The following is a 16,659-nucleotide window of genomic DNA, read 5'->3' on the forward strand; positions in this document are numbered from 1 at the left end:
TGTTTCGTTATTTTAAATTATTAATGCGCTCTGCCTGGCTTAAAATGTCAGTGACTCTTACTCCGAAGTTTTCTTCAATGACAACGACCTCGCCTTTGGCAACGATACGCTGATTAACTAAAATATCTACCGGCTCACCGGCTAATTTATCAAGCTCAATAATACTTCCGGCAGAAAGCTCCAAAATTTCTTTTACGCTTCTCTTCGTTCTGCCAAGCTCAACAGTAATCGAAAGCGGGATATCCAAAAGCATATCCAGATTGTTAATAGGAGCTTGCGAAGCCTCGTTTGGATCAAACGCGGAAAATTCAACCGGTGAAACCTGAACTGGGGCTGCTTTTTTCGGTGTTCCTTGCCTTTTTGGCGGCAGCTGCTGTTGCTGCTGTGGTTCAATACGTGGCTCTGGCGTCACAGGCTCTTTCGGCTGCTCATATGTAACATCAGGCGGCGGTGTTGTATCTTCCTCTGCATTTCCTGTATTCATAAGGCTTGAAATTAAATCTTTCGCAAATGTCAGCGGGTAAAGCTGCATAATACTGGAGTCTATTAATTCTCCAACTTTTAAATTGAAAGAAACTTTCACCAGCATTTCATCATCCGGAATACGGTCAGTTCCCTTTTCTTCAGTGACATCGAGCAATTCAACCCGAGGCGGTGAAATATCAATTTTTTTACTGAATACAGTAGACATTGATGTAGCTGCCGATCCCATCATTTGGTTCATCGCTTCTTGAACCGCACTTAAATGGATTTCACCCAGTGAAGGGTCGGCGCCTTTTCCGTCTCCCCCAATCATTAAGTCAGCAATGATTGCCGCGTCATTTTGTTCCACGACCAGCAGGTTGCTGCCGCTGAAGCCCTCCGTATAATTTACTTCAATCGCTACATACGGTTCAGGAAACGCATCGCTGATTTTACTTTTAGGAATGACAGTTACGCTCGGAGTCGTAATATCGACCTTTTGATTTAAAAGCGTTGATAGTGCTGTCGCAGAACTGCCGAATGAAATATTTCCGATTTCACCGATCGCATCACGCTCCATTTCCGATAAGTCATGTACTTCCGGAACCTCTGGCTCATCCAGCGTGCTGCCTGTGCCGTTAAGAAGCGCGTCAATCTCATCTTGAGATAATCTATTATTCTCCATCTTGTTCACCTCTTATGTCGTGATCTAAAATTTGCACTGCCTGTTTTCGATTCACCCGGCCGGCTTGTCCTAAAAATTTCGGCTTATCTCCGACCAATACAGTAAGAGGATCCGTGACTGATTTGTCCAAAGTTATGCAGTCTCCGACTTCTAAACTTAAAAACTCTTCTATTGTCAGTTCAGATGTGCCGAGCTCGGCCACGACAGGTATTTGTGCTGTCATGATACGTTTTTCAAGCGACTTTGTTTCCTCAGGCTTTGGCTCATTTCTATCTGATTGCATCCAATAGTGGACTGAAAGCTTCGGTATGAGCGGCTCGAGGACGATATGCGGGATACAGAGATTTATGACACCGCTGATTTCACCGATTTGGGTATTGAGTGAGATCACCACGACTGTTTCATTAGGAGATACCATCTGAACGAATTGCGGATTCACTTCAAACTCAGTCATTTCCGGTTCAATATCAGCAATTGACTGCCACGCTTCTTTATAATTTCCCAGTGCATTTTCAAATAAATTAGAAATGATACTTGTTTCAATTTCTGTCAAACTGTCAACCTTATTATGACTGATTCCAATTCCGCCCATTACCCGATCCATCATCGTATATGCAATTGTCGGGTTAACCTCCATCATAATTCTGCCTTCCATCGGATGGACGTCAAACAGATTCAAAATCGTCATGTTTGGGATGGATCTGATAAATTCCTCATAAGGGACCTGGTCAACAGAGCTGACAGATATGTGAATATAGGTCCTGAGCTGAGCAGAAAAGTGAGTAGTAAGAAGTCTTGCAAAATTGTCATGAATTCTCGTTAGACTGCGGATCTGATCCTTGGAAAACCGCAGCGCACGTTTGAAATCATAAACTTTCACTTTCTTTTCTTTTTCTTCTTTTTTCAGCTCTTCAGCGTCCATTTCACCGGTTGATATGGCAGAAAGCAGCGCATCTATTTCATTTTGGGAGAGAACTTCTCCAGACATTTTCCTCACCTCCGTATTCTGTCAAATTATTGTTTATTGCAGATTAAAGGAGGTAATATACACTTTTTCTACTTTTCCTTCTTGGAGGTAGCTATTTAATTTTTCTTTTAGTTCCTTCTTAAAGGCTTCTTTTCCCTTGTCTCCCTCAATCTCATTAGCTTTCGTATCAGCCAGCTGTGATATGACAGCGTCCTTCACTTGAAAATCACGTTTTTCAAGTTCTTCTTTTGATTTATCAGAGTCAGTTTCAAGTTTAATAGCAAGCCGGATAATGTTATCAGACTTTAAATTTGTTGTGATCTCTTCTATTTCAACAGTAGATGCAACGATTTCATCAATACTTTTTTTTGCTTCACTTTTTTCTCCGGACTTTCCGCCTAAAACAAAATAAGCCGCCGCCCCAAGAGCACCAATTACGATAAGAATAATTAGTAAAATGATCATTAGTTTTTTCTTCATTCCGGTTCCTCTATTCCTTGATCCATTGAAAATATTTGTATTTTTCGGTAGAAAGATGCGATCTTTTCCAGAACAGCTTCTTCATCTTCTTTTACTACAAACTTTTTACCGTTTGACAGAGTGATTGTAGTATCCGGAAAGCATTCAATCTGTTCAATAAATAGCGCATTCAGTGTAAAGGGCTGCCCATTTAAACGGGTTACTTTAATCATAAAACAGCGGAGAAGCGATTACTCGCCTCCCCTCCCTCCTTAACGTTTAAGGTTAACCAGCTCTTGAAGGATTTCATCCGATGTTGTAATAATCTTGGAGTTTGATTGGAACCCGCGCTGAGCAACAATCATTTCAGTAAACTCATCAGTTAAATCAACGTTAGACATTTCTAGAAATCCTGACTTCAAGGCACCTGTACCGCCGTCACCAGGCTGATTAGCTGCACTAGCAGTTCCAGAGTTCAAAGATTCACGATACAAGTTGCTTCCGATTTTATCTAACCCGTCACTGTTTGCAAAAGTAACAATCCCGATCTGTCCGCCATCTTGCGGTTTACCGCCAGCATCAACAATTGACACTTTTCCATCAGATCCGATACTAAAGCTTTGAGCATCTAGAGGAATATTTATTGTTCCTCCCGTCATATTTAACACATGGTAGCCATCACCAGTCACCAATGTTCCGGTATTATCTAAATAGAAGTTTCCGGCTCTTGTGTAAGCCGTTCCATCACCTGTATCGATTTGAAAATAACCGTCGCCGTCAATCGCTAAATCAAGCGCTCTTCCTGTGCTTTGTGTTGCGCTTGTTGAATGGATGGTATCAATTGTGCCAGATGATGAACCTAAACCGATCTGCTTAGAGTTAGTTCCCCCGATTGTCGCACCAGCAGCAGAACCGCCGGCAATCGTTTGACTTACCATATCTTTAAAGGTAACCCGGCTCTTTTTGAATCCCACTGTATTTACGTTGGCAATATTATTGCCGATAACATCAAGTTTTGTTTGAAAGTTTTTCATACCGCTGATTCCAGAATAAAGTGAACGTAACATAATATACTCCTCCAGATGTTTTTATTTATAAGATTGTCCCACAGACATGACATTCGCCGGACTGATCTCGGTCCCATCATCAAGAACGAGATAATAATTTCCTTTAGAATGTTTAATAGAGCTTACTGTACCCGTTTTATCTGTTGCACTTTTACCATCAGTCCAAGATACTTCTTTTCCTATCCAATCAACATAAGTTGTAAACGGATCTTGGTTTTCAACGAATTTAGTCATCGTCGTATTCAGATTCATCATCTGTTCCAGGCTTGAAAAAGTCGCCATCTGGCTGATAAATTCTTTGTCATCAACCGGATTAAGCGGATCTTGGTTTTGAACTTGAGTCATTAATATTTTTAAAAACTCGTCTTTCCCCAGGTTGCTGTTGCTTGCAGTGGCAGTGCTGCTTGTTTTTTCAGGCAATTTATATTCTGAGCTTATTGATGTCATTCTTCTTCCTCCAATTCAACCATTGACACTTCATCAAGCAAGTCTCCAAACTCGTTTGATTGCTTTTTCTGTCTTTGCTGTCTCTGCCCCTCCTGCTGCTGTTTCTGTTCATCAGAAAGCTGGCCGTATATCGGCTGATCTCCGCTTTGGACTGGGAGAGTAAAACGGTCAATTTGGACGGCCATATTCGGCAATGATTGCTTCAGCTGAGGCAAATGTTGTTCGAGCAACTCTTTTGCAGATTGGCTCGATGCAATGATTTTACTCTGGAACATTCCATTTTCATTTGTCAGCTTAATTGTGACAAAACCTAAATGTTCAGGGTTCAGCCGAATGGTGAAGCTTCCCGTCGATCTACCGAATGGCGTATATTTCATCTGCTTCCATGCATTGATCACTTGATCAGCCACTGTTTTTGTTTCGGGAGTCGGTAAATCAGATGACATTTGCTGCAGATCAAGTGCTTGAATTCCTCCTATGCCCCGGTACCCTGAAAATAGCATTTGGAGTCCTGATTTACTATCTACAGACTGATTACCTCCAGATGCGTCCGATGCAATTTTGCTGGATAAACTTTGCGAGAGCGGTGCGTGGACACGCTTTTCAAAGTCTTGCGATGATTTGGATGATTTCGATAACAAGAAAGCTTTCAGCTGACTTTCAGCTAAATTCCATTCTTTACTCCCTTTTTGAGGGAGCATAGACATTTGTTCCAACAAGCTTTGAAAACTTTTCAGCTCTGACGCTGTCATCGAATAAAGTTTTGAACTTGACTCATCTTTAGTGAATATTTGCTGTTTAAGATCCTGAATCAGCTGTTGAGATACGCCCCTATTTTCTAATGCAGAAAGAAATTGATCTCCATTTTGATAAATGACATGAGCTTCATTGCCATTTCCGTGGTCAGACAGCTTATTCCCTTCTAGCAGCTGACTAATGAACATCTGGATAAGGACGAGTTCTTTAGCACTCTCAGATATTTCATTCTCTTCTGTATCAAACTTCAGTTCTCCATTAATGTCAGCAGCAGAATCATTGGCAGCCAGAGCCGTTTTACCTACTGAAATGATTTTCTTCACTTCTGCAAGTAATTGATCCGTTCCGCCGGACATTTTTGATTCAACTGCTTGCAACAGATTCTTCAGCATTTGCTGAGCGGTTTCATCCAACTGCTTCCCTGTTAGTTTGCTTAGTGTTTGCAGAAGTTCCGCTTTTTGTTTGTCTTGTTCTTCATGACTTGCATGTAGCCAATCACTGATTTTTTTAAGCGCATCTGCTAAAAGCCGATCACTGGAAGCAGGAGTTCCCTTTCCTTGTTCTGAGAGTTCCTTCAAACCAGCCTCAGACATAAGCCAGTTTTGAAAAACTCCCTGGTTGCTTTTCATAGTTTTAGCCGCAGTACCCGCTGTGGTTTTCAGCAAAGGTCCCGCAAATTCAAGCAGCTTCACCGTTAATTCCCCCTACTCTTGGCTGGCAGCAATTTTTTCTGTATAAGTTGCTGCTTGCTCAGGAGTCATTTTCGCCAATATGTCAGCAAGCTGCTTTTTGCTTAGGCCATTCAATATTTTAAGCGCTTCTTCCTCCTTTAATTGGGCAATAATTTTAGCAGCCTTTCCGCTGTCCATGCTTTTATATACACTGATCACTTTGTCATTTGCAGAAGAAGAATTCGAGCCTGAGGCATTTTCAGTCTTATCTTCTGCTGTCTTTTTTTGATCCTCCGCCGTCTTTTCAAGTGAACGGATCTTTTGATTGAGCCTGTCGATTTCTGATTTACTCGTTTCTAAATCTTTATTCAATATACTGATTTCACTTTTTTGATCCTTAATGGTCTTTTCCAGAGCTGCCGTATTACTGCTATCCTTGCTTGAAGATGTGTCTTTTTTATTTTCGGTTTCAGGAACCAGTTCTTTTAGAACCGGCGTTTTTGCCGCAGCTTCCTGTATCGGCTTTAAAACATTGACACCAGCAGCCCAAAGAACAATCCCCCCTGCGATAAGAAGAAACATCAGCGGGAGAATAATGATAAGCAAAACCGAACGGAACTTACCTGATTCTTTCTTTTTGCCGGACATTACATTCGCTCCTAATGGCCTTGAATCATAAACTGCTTAATCGAAATATCATCCATTTCCTTCATCTCAGCAGCTTTGTCTTCAATAGCAAACATTTTAAACTGTTTTTCACGCATTTTTTCAAACTTTTTCACTTCAATATTTTTCTCTGTCAAAATTTCTTGTTTTTGATTCATTTGATTTCTTTTCATAATAACAAGCTTTTGATAGTGATAAATTGTATTTTCAAGATTCGAGACAAATTGCTGGTAATGCCTCATTTCTTGTACACTCATGCCGCTTTTTAATTTCTTTTCCTTATCTTGTTCAAGCAATTCCTTTTTGCTCATATTCTCATATAATTTTTCAGCAACGTTTTCAAATTCAGAAACGGATTGCTGATATTCGGATAAGGATTGATCTTTCTCATTTTCTTTTAGTTCCAGCAGCTTCTGGAATCTAAATTGATAAGCCACGGTTATTCCTCATTTCCTGTCAAACTAGTTAATGAAGCAATACTGTCTTCCAATAATGCTGATTCGTCTGTTCCCTGTTTTAAAAATTGAATAAGTTGCGGATAAAATTGTATCGCTTCATCAATTTCTCTTGACGATCCTCTTTTGTAAGCTCCGATATTAATGAGATCTTCCGAATTTTGATATGTCGATAAAAGTTCACGGAATTTATTTGCTGCATCTAGGTGTTGCCTTGTCGATATGTTTGACATCACCCTGCTGATGCTTTTCAGTATATTAACTGCAGGAAACTGGCCTTTATTGGCAAGCGCCCTGTCCAATACAATATGTCCGTCTAAAATTCCGCGAACAGTGTCAGCAATCGGCTCATTCATGTCATCCCCGTCTACCAATACTGTATAAAACGCGGTAATGGTTCCGTGCTCATTTGCACCAGTTCGTTCTAATAAACGAGGTAAAACAGCGAACACAGAAGGTGTATAGCCTTTTGTCGTCGGAGGCTCTCCGGCGGCTAGTCCAATCTCACGCTGCGCCATTGCCACCCTTGTAACAGAATCCATCATAAACATGACATTTTGGCCTTTATCGCGGAAATACTCAGCAATTGCTGTTGCTGTATATGCCGCTTTCAATCTCATTAATGCTGGCTGATCTGAGGTGGCAACGACAACAATTGATCGTTTCAAGCCCTCATCCCCAAGATCTTTTTCAATAAACTCCCTAACCTCTCGCCCGCGTTCCCCAACAAGTGCAATGACGTTTAAGTCTGCCTCTGTCTGCTTGGCGATCATCCCCATTAATGTGCTTTTTCCGACACCGCTTCCTGCAAAAATGCCAATCCGCTGGCCTTTGCCGACTGTCAGCAAGCTGTCAATTGATCTGACTCCGACACCCATCTTTTCGCGGATAGGGGGCCGTTTCATCGGATTAGGTGGTGATTGCTCTGTCGATACAGACGAAAGCCCTTTGGGCAAAAGCTTGCCGTCAAGCGGCTCTCCAAAAGCATCGATGACTTGTCCGATCAGTCCGGCTCCGACTTTAACCCGAAGAGATTCACCAGTGGCTTCTACAATGCTGCCGGGTGCAATGCTTGCAGCCTCTAAATAAGGCATAAGCAATATATTTTCTTCCTGGAAGCCGACAACCTCAGCTTTAATGACATTCCCAGATTGCCCTTTTGCATAAATCAGGCACACGTCGCCAATTGAGCTTGCAGGCCCTTTTGATTCAATCATCAGGCCGATCACCCGCTTGACTTTTCCGTATCGTTTATACGAGTCCGTCATTTCTATACAATCTATCAGACTCTGTATCTTCATTCAGCTGCCCCCGCTTCCAGCGCTGTCAGAAGTTTATCTTTCAATTGCATCAATTGTGTGTCAACACTCGCATCTATCCTGCCAAAAGGAGTTTCAATATAACAGGATCCTTTTTGAGCTTTTTCATCAGCATATATGCCAAGCCGGCATTCTTTATAAAGCAGCTGCTGGATTTCATCTTTTTGCTGAAAGACTGTCTCGTAGTAATATGGATCCACATATATTGATATATCGTCATATTCCTTTACTTCGTTTATAACCTGTTTCACTAGCAGGAGAAAAGCTTCTTTATCATCTGACTTTTGCTGCCAAACTTTTTTAGCTAGTGCAACGGCAAGCTCAACGATTTCTTCATTAGCGTCTTCAAGCTTATCCTCAACAGCTTTTCTGGACATTGCAGTTATGCTGTTTGCTTGGTCGATCAGCTCGCCATACTGTTGAAGCGCCTCAGCTTTTCCTAATGCCAAACCTTGTTCAAAGCCCTCGGCTTTTGCTTTCTCAATAAGCTTCTGTTTTTCAGCCGCCCAATTATTTTTTTCCTGCTCAATTTGACGGCGAATAATTTCTATATGGCTGTTTGCCTGCTCCGAAATCCGGTCAGCTTCCGCTTTCACTCGGGCCATTAGCGCTTCTGGGTTCTCGTCAGCCTGCAATAGGTGAGAATGGTCAATACGCACCTCTTGGACAGAGAGTTTTCTTCTTTCCTTTTGTGGAGAAAAAGATGATTCCTGTTTAATGATATTAGACAATAATATCGTCTCCTCCGCCTCTTGCTATCACAATTTCACCGGCTTCCTCAAGCTTTCTGACGATGCTTACAATTCTTGATTGTGCATCTTCTACATCTTTCAAGCGAACAGGGCCCATAAATTCCATTTCTTCTTTAAAGGTTTCTACCATACGCTGTGACATATTGTTGAATACAATTTCTTTGACTTCTTCGCTTGCAACCTTTAATGAAAGGAGCAGATCGTCGTTTTCAACATCGCGAATGACTCTCTGAATTGCGCGGTTATCAAGTGTAACAATATCTTCGAAGACAAACATCCGCTTTTTAATTTCTTCAGCAAGATCGGGATCCTGAATTTCCAATGAATCTAAGATCGTCTTCTCTGTTCCTCTGTCTACCCCGTTTAACACTTCAACAACAGCTTCAATTCCGCCTGTTTGAGTATAATCTTGAGTAAATGCAGAAGATAATTTTTGTTCCAGAATCCGTTCAACCTCATTAATAATTTCAGGTGATGTTCTGTCCATCACCGCGATTCTTCTCGCAACCTCAGCCTGCACTTCAGGATTCAGCTCGGATAAAATTTGCCCAGCTTGCACAGGATCCAAATAAGACAAGATTAAAGCCATCGTCTGCGGATGTTCTTGCTGTATAAAATTTAAAATTTGTTCGGGCTCCGCTTTTCTGGCAAAATCAAATGGTTTAACCTGCAAAGAAGAAGTCAGCCTGTTTAGAATGTTTTCCGCCTTATTCTCTCCAAGCGCCTTCTCAAGAACTTGTCTCGCATAGCTTAGGCCGCCTTGAGAGATATAATCTTGCGCAATGGCTATATTATGAAATTCTTCTATAATTTCATCCTTTTTTTTATGATCGACACTTCGAACACCTGATATTTCCAGGGTAAGCCTTTCAATTTCTTCATCGGTTAAGTGCTTATATACAGAAGCTGACACATCTAACCCCAAGGAAATCATGAGAATGGCTGCTTTTTGTTTTCCTGTAAGCTTATCTTGATCACGTCTCGCCATTTCTAATTCCTCCTAATCCTCGGCCAGCCAGCTTCTCAGCAGTTTTGCAAAATCTTCCGGCTTGTCTTTCGCCATCTTTTCGAGCTGTTTTCGTCTGACTGTTTCCGCTGTTTCATTTTCCTCTTCATTGATATCAGGCAAATTGATTGGTTCTTGAGGAACTTCATACTCATATTCCTCAAATTCATCCTCTTGCGCCCGTTTCTTTCTGACAAGCATAATGATCAGAACAATGATCGCTGCGATTAAAACACCGCCTACGATATATGCCCACAGCGGGATACCTGAAGGTTTTTCCGTATTTGTATCCAAGTTGACTTTCCCGTCAAATGGCTGAACGGAAACGACAATTTTATTATTAATATCTTCATCAGAAAGGTTCTGGTTTTGTGTTGCATCCTTATCTAGTGATGTTCTGACTACAGTTGAAAGGATTTTTTGTATATCATCCTGTCTTTCTGTTGATAGCGACGCTGTATTTTTGGCGTCAGGCGGCTCTACCATTACTTGAATTCCTAAATCTCTGACCTTATACGGGCTTTCAGCGATTTCTTTATGGATTCGGTTAACCTCGTAATTGATTTTATTGCTGCTTTTTTCGTAGTTCCCACTGTTAGAATTCGCATCGGTTTCGGCATAACCTGGCGTATCTTCGTCGCCGGTTCCGGCAGTTCCACCGTTGGCAGCACCGTCACCTTGGTATGTTTCAGATACCTTTTCAGCGCTGACTGCAATGCCTTCCATGTTTTCTTTATCAACAGGTTCGACAATGTCTTCTGTGCGATTTTCTTTAGTAAAATCAATGTCTGCTGTAACGGAAACAACGACTTTATCTTGTCCCATCATCGTTCCAAGCAGTGACTGAACATGTTTTTGAATGTCTTTTTCAACTTGGGACTTAATTCCCTGCTGAGAAGAATAACTATCCGCGTAGGACCCTGCATCGCTGTCTGATTTGTCGTAGTATGTTGAGTTTTGATCCATGATGACGATGTTATCTTCTTTTAGGTTCGGTACACTTTTCGATACCAGATGATACAATCCGTTGATCTGGCTTTGTTCAAGTGTGTAGCCCGGCTCAATCTGAAGAACGATTGAAGCAGATGCTGCAGATTGCTCCTCACCGACAAACACAGCGTCTTTCGGGAGGTTAATCATTACTTTTGAATTTTTGATACCGTCCATTTCATTGATCAAATTTGACAGTTCCGTCTGTGTGGCTTTCACTTTCACCATATCAAACTCATTGTCTGTCAAACCAAAGCCGGCATTCTGCCCGAAAAATGAATAGTCAATAGATCCAGTTTTGGGGAGTCCTTCTGCAGCCATCTGCACTTTTAAAGAATCAACCTGATCTTCTGGAACACTAATTACTGTACCTCCATTCGAAAGTTCGTTTGGCACTTTTTTCGCATCCAGTTCTTCTTTGATTTGCCCTGCTTCTTCGGCAGACAAATCCTTGTATAGCGGCGCCATTTTAGAACTTGAAGCAAAAACACTAATAATAATTCCAATAATAATAATTGCCGCTAAAGCACTAATCATTAAAATCTTTTGTGGTTTAGATCTATTTTTCCAAAACTCACTCGTTTTGTTTTTCATTTGCATTAGAGTACGATTCATGTTAACCCCCGGTCATTCCACTCTTTCTCTTAATCGTCAGACCCCCTACATTTGCATTCTCATAATCTCCTGATAAGCTTCCACAGCTTTATTTCGGAACTCTGTTGCCGCAGTTAGAGAGATGCTTGCTTTTTGAGCGGCGATCATGACCTCATCAAGATTTACATCTTTTCCTGCAGCTAAGGCATTCGTCATGTTGTCAGAAGCTACTTGGGACTCATTTAAAGAACTAATAGAGTTTTTTAAAAGCTCCGAAAAGCTTGTTTGATTTGAAGAATCTGTTTTTTGGCTATTGTTTACTTGATTTGTTGCATTTTGAGTGTTTTGAGTATTTTGAACCTGAAAAGGAGAAATTGCATTAATCACATTCATTCACCTTACTTTCCGATTTCTAACGCCTTCATCAGCATTCCCTTTGTGGCATTCATCGCTGTGACATTCGCCTCATATGATCTTGTGCTGCTGACAAGGTCAACCATTTCTTTCAACGGATCAACATTAGGCTTTTGTACATATCCTTCAGCGTTTGCATCAGGGTCTGTCGGATCATAGACAAGATTAAATGCTGAATCATCTTCCGTAATTTTAGAAACTTTTACACCGTTTCCAGCATTGCCGCTTCCGCTCATTTGAGAATTGAGAATGGAAGAGAACGATTCACCTTTTGACTGAAGGGAGACCATTTTTCTTCTGTAAGGCACCCACTCTCCGTTCACCTGCTGAGCTCTTGTCGTATCCATATTTGCCAAATTAGAAGATACAACGTCCATTCTGACTCGCTGAGCTGTTAAAGCAGATGCTGAAACATTTAAGCTATGAAAGGCTGTCATCATTTCCCTCCTGTTAATACGGTCTTCAGCGAATTAAATTTACCGTTCATTCTTTCAACTAAAGCTTGATAGTTGATTTGATTTTGTGCCAATTCTGTCATCTCTTTGTCAACGTCAACATTGTTTCCGTTTTGCTGATACGATGTATCTCCGCTCGTTACAATTGAATAATTCGAATCAGTACCGGAAAAATCAACATGACGATAGTCTGTTTTTATCGCTTCAAGACGAGAGGATTCTTGATCTAATAAATTTTGGAAAGAGACTTTTTTCGCCTTATAGTTCGGTGTATCTATATTGGCGATATTATCAGTTATGACTTTTTGCTTAATATTCGCTCTGCCCAAGGCATTTTCAAGATTATGTATCGTTCCAGAAAATAAGCTCAAATCCACTTACCTCCATTTCAGTTTTTTTCACCCTCAATATCCTTGTCGAGAATTGTAAAACTATATGCTTATTGTAAGAAATAACAGGCATAAAGTCTATGAAGATCGTGTAAAAAAATGTCCTCACAATTATCTATTTTATAACTAGGTATATAGTCCTAGATTGTTAGAACTACATTTTCCTCCTTAATATAAGCCTGAAAATAGCAGAATTTCTGTTTTTTCTATAATATTTCTGTTATATTTGAGTCTTTTTAAAGAAATTTATGAGATTAATTAAAATTACTACAAAGAAAGACTTTCAACCCAGGAAATAAAGCTTATTGATTTCCTATATTTGAAATAAAAAAGAACCCCTTAAAAGGGGGTTCTTTGCGCGATTAATGAGATTTTAGATTTTCTAATTCGATTAGGAATTTATTGTTTAGGACTTTGATATAAGTACCTTTCATTCCTAATGATCTTGACTCGATAACACCCGCGCTTTCCAGCTTTCTGAGTGCATTCACAATAACAGAACGGGTAATCCCGACGCGGTCAGCGATTTTACTTGCAACGAGAAGACCTTCGTTTCCGTCAAGCTCTTCAAAAATGTGCTCAATCGCTTCAAGTTCACTGTAAGAAAGAGAACTGATAGCCATTTGAACGACAGCTTTGCTTCTTGCTTCCTCTTCGATTTCTTCTGCTTTTTCTCTCAGGATCTCCATACCGACAACTGTAGCGCCGTATTCAGCGAGAATTAAGTCATCGTCATTAAATTGATCCTGTAACCGTGAAAGAATAAGTGTTCCTAATCTTTCTCCGCCTCCAATGATCGGTACGATTGTTGTTAAACCAGCTTGAAACAGGTCTCTGTTCTCAACAGGAAAAGCAGTATATTCACTATTAATGTCCAAGTTAGAAGATGTTTCAGGGACGTTAAACAGATTTTTCGTATATTCTTCAGGGAATTGACGATCCTCAAGCATTTTTTTCATACGATCATTTTCAATTTGCTGGTTAATAGAATATCCAAGGAGTTTGCCTCTGCGGCTTACAACGAAAATATTGGAATCAATTACATCCCGTAGCGTCTCCGCCATTTCCTTGAAGTTTACCGGTTTCCCTGCCGCAGCTTGCAGCATGGAGTTAATAATTCGTGTTTTTTGTAATAAAGCCATGATAAATAATCCTCCTAAACGTTCCTCTTATTAAATTTTTCACAAAATAAATTGACTTAAATCTTTGTTTTTTGCTATCGTTCCGAGCTTTTCTTCGACATACTGTGGTGTAATCGTTATTTTCTCCATTGTTACATCAGGAGCTTCAAACGACAGATCTTCTAATAAGCGTTCAAGTATTGTATGAAGGCGTCTCGCACCGATATTATCTGTGTCCTGGTTCACATGATAAGCAACTTCAGCAATCTTATGAATAGCTTCGTCAGAAAATTCAAGAGATATACCTTCTGTCTGCAATAATGCCTGATATTGTTTCAGCAGTGCATTATCCGGCTCAACCAAAATTCTCACGAAGTCGTCCACCGTGAGTTTGCTCAGTTCTACACGAATCGGGAAACGCCCCTGCAGTTCAGGAATCAAATCAGACGGTTTGGCCATATGAAACGCCCCTGCTGCAATAAATAACACATGGTCTGTTTTTACAGAACCATATTTAGTGACAATGGTAGAACCCTCAACGATTGGGAGAATGTCCCGCTGAACGCCTTCTCTAGATACATCGGCAGAAGATGATGCGCCGCCGTTTTTTGCAATTTTATCAATCTCGTCAATAAAGATAATACCGCTCTCTTCTGCTCTCTGAACAGCTTCCTGGCTGACTTCATCCATATCGATGAGTTTGCTTGCTTCTTCATTCGTCAGGACTTTCCGGGCTTCTCTGACTGTCATTTTGCGCCGTTTCTTTTTCTTTGGCATTAATCCGCTCAGCGCATCCTGCATATTCATGCCCATCTGCTCCATACCCGAGCCCTGCAGCATGTCAAACATAGAAGGCTGCTGCTCTTCGACTTCTATTGTAACATAGTAGTCTTCAAGCTCTCCTAAAGCCAGCTGATGCGCCATGCGTTTTCTTTTTTCTTCAATGTTTGCTTCTTCCTGGCTCTCCGCCTCATCTTCGCCGTTCGGCTGGCTGCCGCCAAAAAACATTTCAAACGGATTTTTAACGCCTGATTGTTTTTTCTTCCCAGGAACTAACAGACGAACAATGCGTTTGTTTGCATTCTCTTCTGCCTGCTCCTTTACTTCATTCATTTTCTCTTCTTTTATAAGCCGAACAGACGTTTCCACAAGGTCTCTGACCATTGATTCAACATCTCTGCCTACATAGCCGACTTCAGTAAATTTTGTGGCTTCAATTTTGATAAATGGCGCACCTGAAAGCTTGGCGATTCGTCTTGCAATTTCAGTTTTTCCAACGCCAGTAGGCCCCATCATTAAAATGTTTTTCGGAACGACCTCGTCCTTCAGCTTTTCATCCAGAAGACTTCTTCTATAGCGGTTTCTTAATGCCACGGCGACAGCTTTTTTCGCGTTTTGCTGACCGACAATATATTGGTCTAACCGATCTACAATCTGTCTTGGTGTTAACGGTTGTTTTTCCATGCGCCTCAAGTCCTTTCTATTCAAGCTCTTCCAGTATGATTTGATCGTTCGTGTAAACACAAATTTCGCCTGCTGTTTCTAACGCTGCTCTAGCAATCTCACTTGCAGACATGCTTTCATTGGCATGCTTTTTCAGAGCTCTTCCGGCTGCCAGAGCGTAATTGCCTCCTGATCCAATCGCGAGAATGCCGTCATCTGGTTCGATCACCTCGCCTGTTCCCGATACGAGAAGCAAAGTATCCTGATTCATAACTATCAGCATGGCTTCAAGCTTTCTAAGCACTTTATCGCTACGCCATTCCTTCGCAAGCTCAACAGCTGCCCGTTTTAAGTTGCCGTTATATTCCTCAAGCTTAGCTTCAAACTTTTCGAATAATGTGAAAGCGTCTGCAACAGATCCTGCAAACCCGGCAAGAACCTTACCGTTAAACAGTTTTCTCACTTTTCTTGCAGTGTGTTTCATGACAACAGCCTGACCAAATGTCACTTGGCCGTCTCCGGACATAGCGCTTCGTCCCTTATGCTGCACGGCAAATATTGTGGTCGCATGAAAAGATGACATAAAGGGCCTCCTTTAATTTTTCTTAAAAGCTCTTGGATGGTGAGACATATATGTGTTTCTCAACATTTCCTTCGAAACGTGCGTGTATATCTGTGTCGAAGACAGATTGGAATGCCCAAGCAGTTCCTGAACGCTTCTCAAATCTGCTCCTTCATTTAACAGATGGGTGGCGAACGTATGTCGAAGCATATGCGGATGGATATGTAAAGTGCCGGACGCTTTTTGAACAAGCCCGCTTAAAATATGCCTGATGCCTCGGGCTGTAAGCGGTCCGCCTCTTTGATTTACGAATAATAGATCATGAGGTTCTTTTGCTTTCATCAGCAAGCACTGCCTCCCGCTATTCATATATTCCTTTAATGCTTCGCGGGCGTAAGACCCAAAGGGGATATAGCGCTGCTTCTTGCCTTTACCGTGAACAAGCACTGTGTCCATAAATAAGTCAACGTCGTTAACAGTTATGGAACAGCATTCACTGACCCTCATTCCGGTGGCATAGAGAAGTTCTAACAGCGCTTGATCCCTCATTCCGGCCGGCTGGCTTATATCTGAAACTTCAAATAGCTCTTCAAGCTCTTTTTGATATAGAAACTTTGGTATCCGTTTCTCTTGTTTCGGCAGATGAACAAGCTGAAACGGATTTTCTTCAACAAGTTTTTCCCGCATCAGAAACTTATAAAAGCTTCTTAATGCAGATATCTTTTTGCTTATTGTTTTTCTTGATAAACCTTTTTCATAGGCTTCTGTCAAAAAAATCCTAGTATCTTGATATGCAGCTTTTTCAAATCCATTTATACCTTGAACGCGCAGGAAAGTCTCGAATTCTTCAATTGAATCCACATAATTCACAATAGTATATTGTGAATAATTTTTTTCAATTTGTAAATATTCAATGAATAACTTTACGAAATTCTTAACATTCTCCATGCCTAATACCTCCCCAGGAAGGGCTTTTAAA

At 41.0% G+C, this 16,659-nt stretch carries 20 protein-coding genes; all 20 read right to left on the reverse strand.

The features are described 5' to 3' along the window. Positions 1-7: 7 nt before the first annotated feature. The 20 genes from fliY to xerC all read right to left on the reverse strand — a co-directional run bounded on the left by fliY (position 8) and on the right by xerC (position 16,628). Positions 8-1,147, reverse strand: a complete 1,140-nt coding sequence (gene fliY, locus MOF34_RS11350) for a flagellar motor switch phosphatase FliY (protein WP_268400210.1) — start codon at positions 1,145-1,147, stop codon at positions 8-10. After that, a complete protein-coding gene (gene fliM / locus MOF34_RS11355) occupies positions 1,137-2,135 on the reverse strand; it encodes a flagellar motor switch protein FliM (protein ID WP_268400211.1) in 999 nt (332 codons plus the stop codon). The genes fliY and fliM overlap by 11 nt, the downstream gene beginning before the upstream one ends. A gap of 33 nt (positions 2,136-2,168) precedes the next feature. Then, on the reverse strand, positions 2,169-2,594 hold the full coding sequence (gene fliL / locus MOF34_RS11360) for a flagellar basal body-associated protein FliL (RefSeq protein ID WP_019714414.1): 426 nt from the start codon (positions 2,592-2,594) through the stop codon (positions 2,169-2,171). Further along, a complete protein-coding gene (gene swrD, locus MOF34_RS11365; protein ID WP_003220876.1) occupies positions 2,591-2,806 on the reverse strand; it encodes a swarming motility protein SwrD in 216 nt (71 codons plus the stop codon). The genes fliL and swrD overlap by 4 nt, the downstream gene beginning before the upstream one ends. A 39-nt stretch (positions 2,807-2,845) precedes the next feature. Further along, positions 2,846-3,640 carry a flagellar basal body rod protein FlgG gene (gene flgG, locus MOF34_RS11370; protein WP_268400212.1) on the reverse strand — a complete coding sequence of 265 codons (795 nt, stop codon included), beginning with the start codon at positions 3,638-3,640 and terminating at the stop codon, positions 2,846-2,848. A gap of 21 nt (positions 3,641-3,661) precedes the next feature. Next, on the reverse strand, positions 3,662-4,087 hold the full coding sequence (flgD, locus tag MOF34_RS11375) for a flagellar hook assembly protein FlgD (protein WP_268400213.1): 426 nt from the start codon (positions 4,085-4,087) through the stop codon (positions 3,662-3,664). Further along, positions 4,084-5,535 carry a flagellar hook-length control protein FliK gene (locus MOF34_RS11380; RefSeq protein WP_268400214.1) on the reverse strand — a complete coding sequence of 484 codons (1,452 nt, stop codon included), beginning with the start codon at positions 5,533-5,535 and terminating at the stop codon, positions 4,084-4,086. Before MOF34_RS11380 ends, flgD begins: the two co-directional genes overlap by 4 nt. A 12-nt stretch (positions 5,536-5,547) precedes the next feature. After that, entirely contained in the window at positions 5,548-6,162 is a 615-nt protein-coding gene (locus MOF34_RS11385) for a MotE family protein (protein ID WP_268400215.1), read from the reverse strand. Positions 6,163-6,173: 11 nt separating this feature from the next. Further along, complete coding sequence (fliJ, locus tag MOF34_RS11390; protein ID WP_003220866.1) at positions 6,174-6,617, reverse strand: flagellar export protein FliJ; 444 nt, start codon at positions 6,615-6,617, stop codon at positions 6,174-6,176. A 2-nt stretch (positions 6,618-6,619) separates the two neighbouring features. Continuing rightward, entirely contained in the window at positions 6,620-7,936 is a 1,317-nt protein-coding gene (fliI, locus tag MOF34_RS11395; protein WP_268400216.1) for a flagellar protein export ATPase FliI, read from the reverse strand. Further along, positions 7,933-8,685, reverse strand: a complete 753-nt coding sequence (fliH, locus tag MOF34_RS11400; RefSeq protein WP_019714408.1) for a flagellar assembly protein FliH — start codon at positions 8,683-8,685, stop codon at positions 7,933-7,935. Before fliH ends, fliI begins: the two co-directional genes overlap by 4 nt. Further along, the gene (gene fliG, locus MOF34_RS11405) at positions 8,678-9,694 is read right to left on the reverse strand and encodes a flagellar motor switch protein FliG (protein ID WP_019714407.1); all 1,017 of its coding nucleotides are present in this window, start codon (positions 9,692-9,694) and stop codon (positions 8,678-8,680) included. Before fliG ends, fliH begins: the two co-directional genes overlap by 8 nt. A 12-nt stretch (positions 9,695-9,706) precedes the next feature. Beyond that, complete coding sequence (fliF, locus tag MOF34_RS11410) at positions 9,707-11,317, reverse strand: flagellar basal-body MS-ring/collar protein FliF (protein ID WP_268400217.1); 1,611 nt, start codon at positions 11,315-11,317, stop codon at positions 9,707-9,709. A gap of 45 nt (positions 11,318-11,362) precedes the next feature. Continuing rightward, entirely contained in the window at positions 11,363-11,683 is a 321-nt protein-coding gene (gene fliE, locus MOF34_RS11415) for a flagellar hook-basal body complex protein FliE (RefSeq protein WP_003238544.1), read from the reverse strand. A gap of 11 nt (positions 11,684-11,694) precedes the next feature. Then, positions 11,695-12,147 carry a flagellar basal body rod protein FlgC gene (gene flgC / locus MOF34_RS11420; RefSeq protein ID WP_019714405.1) on the reverse strand — a complete coding sequence of 151 codons (453 nt, stop codon included), beginning with the start codon at positions 12,145-12,147 and terminating at the stop codon, positions 11,695-11,697. Next, positions 12,147-12,536, reverse strand: coding sequence for a flagellar basal body rod protein FlgB (flgB, locus tag MOF34_RS11425; RefSeq protein WP_268400218.1), 390 nt, complete (start codon positions 12,534-12,536; stop codon positions 12,147-12,149). The genes flgC and flgB overlap by 1 nt, the downstream gene beginning before the upstream one ends. A gap of 380 nt (positions 12,537-12,916) precedes the next feature. Further along, on the reverse strand, positions 12,917-13,696 hold the full coding sequence (codY, locus tag MOF34_RS11430; protein WP_003220850.1) for a GTP-sensing pleiotropic transcriptional regulator CodY: 780 nt from the start codon (positions 13,694-13,696) through the stop codon (positions 12,917-12,919). A 39-nt stretch (positions 13,697-13,735) separates the two neighbouring features. Then, positions 13,736-15,139: an HslU--HslV peptidase ATPase subunit gene (gene hslU / locus MOF34_RS11435; protein WP_019714403.1), complete on the reverse strand. Its 1,404-nt coding sequence runs from the start codon at positions 15,137-15,139 to the stop codon at positions 13,736-13,738. A gap of 16 nt (positions 15,140-15,155) precedes the next feature. Beyond that, a complete protein-coding gene (gene clpQ, locus MOF34_RS11440) occupies positions 15,156-15,701 on the reverse strand; it encodes an ATP-dependent protease subunit ClpQ (RefSeq protein WP_268400219.1) in 546 nt (181 codons plus the stop codon). A gap of 12 nt (positions 15,702-15,713) precedes the next feature. Beyond that, positions 15,714-16,628, reverse strand: coding sequence for a tyrosine recombinase XerC (xerC, locus tag MOF34_RS11445; RefSeq protein WP_019714402.1), 915 nt, complete (start codon positions 16,626-16,628; stop codon positions 15,714-15,716). Positions 16,629-16,659: the final 31 nt, after the last annotated feature.

This window comes from Bacillus sp. T17B1 (genome assembly GCF_026796395.1).
Lineage (GTDB): Bacteria > Bacillota > Bacilli > Bacillales > Bacillaceae > Bacillus > Bacillus spizizenii_A.

What these genes read in the sequence shown, in the direction of transcription:
- fliY (WP_268400210.1), bottom strand. Translation starts at nt 1,147, where the DNA reads ATGGAGAATAATAGATTATCTCAAGATGAGATTGACGCGCTTCTTAAC.
- fliM (WP_268400211.1), bottom strand. Translation starts at nt 2,135, where the DNA reads ATGTCTGGAGAAGTTCTCTCCCAAAATGAAATAGATGCGCTGCTTTCT.
- fliL (WP_019714414.1), bottom strand. Translation starts at nt 2,594, where the DNA reads ATGAAGAAAAAACTAATGATCATTTTACTAATTATTCTTATCGTAATT.
- swrD (WP_003220876.1), bottom strand. Translation starts at nt 2,806, where the DNA reads ATGATTAAAGTAACCCGTTTAAATGGGCAGCCCTTTACACTGAATGCG.
- flgG (WP_268400212.1), bottom strand. Translation starts at nt 3,640, where the DNA reads ATGTTACGTTCACTTTATTCTGGAATCAGCGGTATGAAAAACTTTCAA.
- flgD (WP_268400213.1), bottom strand. Translation starts at nt 4,087, where the DNA reads ATGACATCAATAAGCTCAGAATATAAATTGCCTGAAAAAACAAGCAGC.
- MOF34_RS11385 (WP_268400215.1), bottom strand. Translation starts at nt 6,162, where the DNA reads ATGTCCGGCAAAAAGAAAGAATCAGGTAAGTTCCGTTCGGTTTTGCTT.
- fliI (WP_268400216.1), bottom strand. Translation starts at nt 7,936, where the DNA reads ATGAAGATACAGAGTCTGATAGATTGTATAGAAATGACGGACTCGTAT.
- fliG (WP_019714407.1), bottom strand. Translation starts at nt 9,694, where the DNA reads ATGGCGAGACGTGATCAAGATAAGCTTACAGGAAAACAAAAAGCAGCC.
- fliF (WP_268400217.1), bottom strand. Translation starts at nt 11,317, where the DNA reads ATGAATCGTACTCTAATGCAAATGAAAAACAAAACGAGTGAGTTTTGG.
- flgC (WP_019714405.1), bottom strand. Translation starts at nt 12,147, where the DNA reads ATGACAGCCTTTCATAGCTTAAATGTTTCAGCATCTGCTTTAACAGCT.
- codY (WP_003220850.1), bottom strand. Translation starts at nt 13,696, where the DNA reads ATGGCTTTATTACAAAAAACACGAATTATTAACTCCATGCTGCAAGCT.
- hslU (WP_019714403.1), bottom strand. Translation starts at nt 15,139, where the DNA reads ATGGAAAAACAACCGTTAACACCAAGACAGATTGTAGATCGGTTAGAC.
- clpQ (WP_268400219.1), bottom strand. Translation starts at nt 15,701, where the DNA reads ATGTCATCTTTTCATGCGACCACAATATTTGCCGTGCAGCATAAGGGA.
- xerC (WP_019714402.1), bottom strand. Translation starts at nt 16,628, where the DNA reads ATGGAGAATGTTAAGAATTTCGTAAAGTTATTCATTGAATATTTACAA.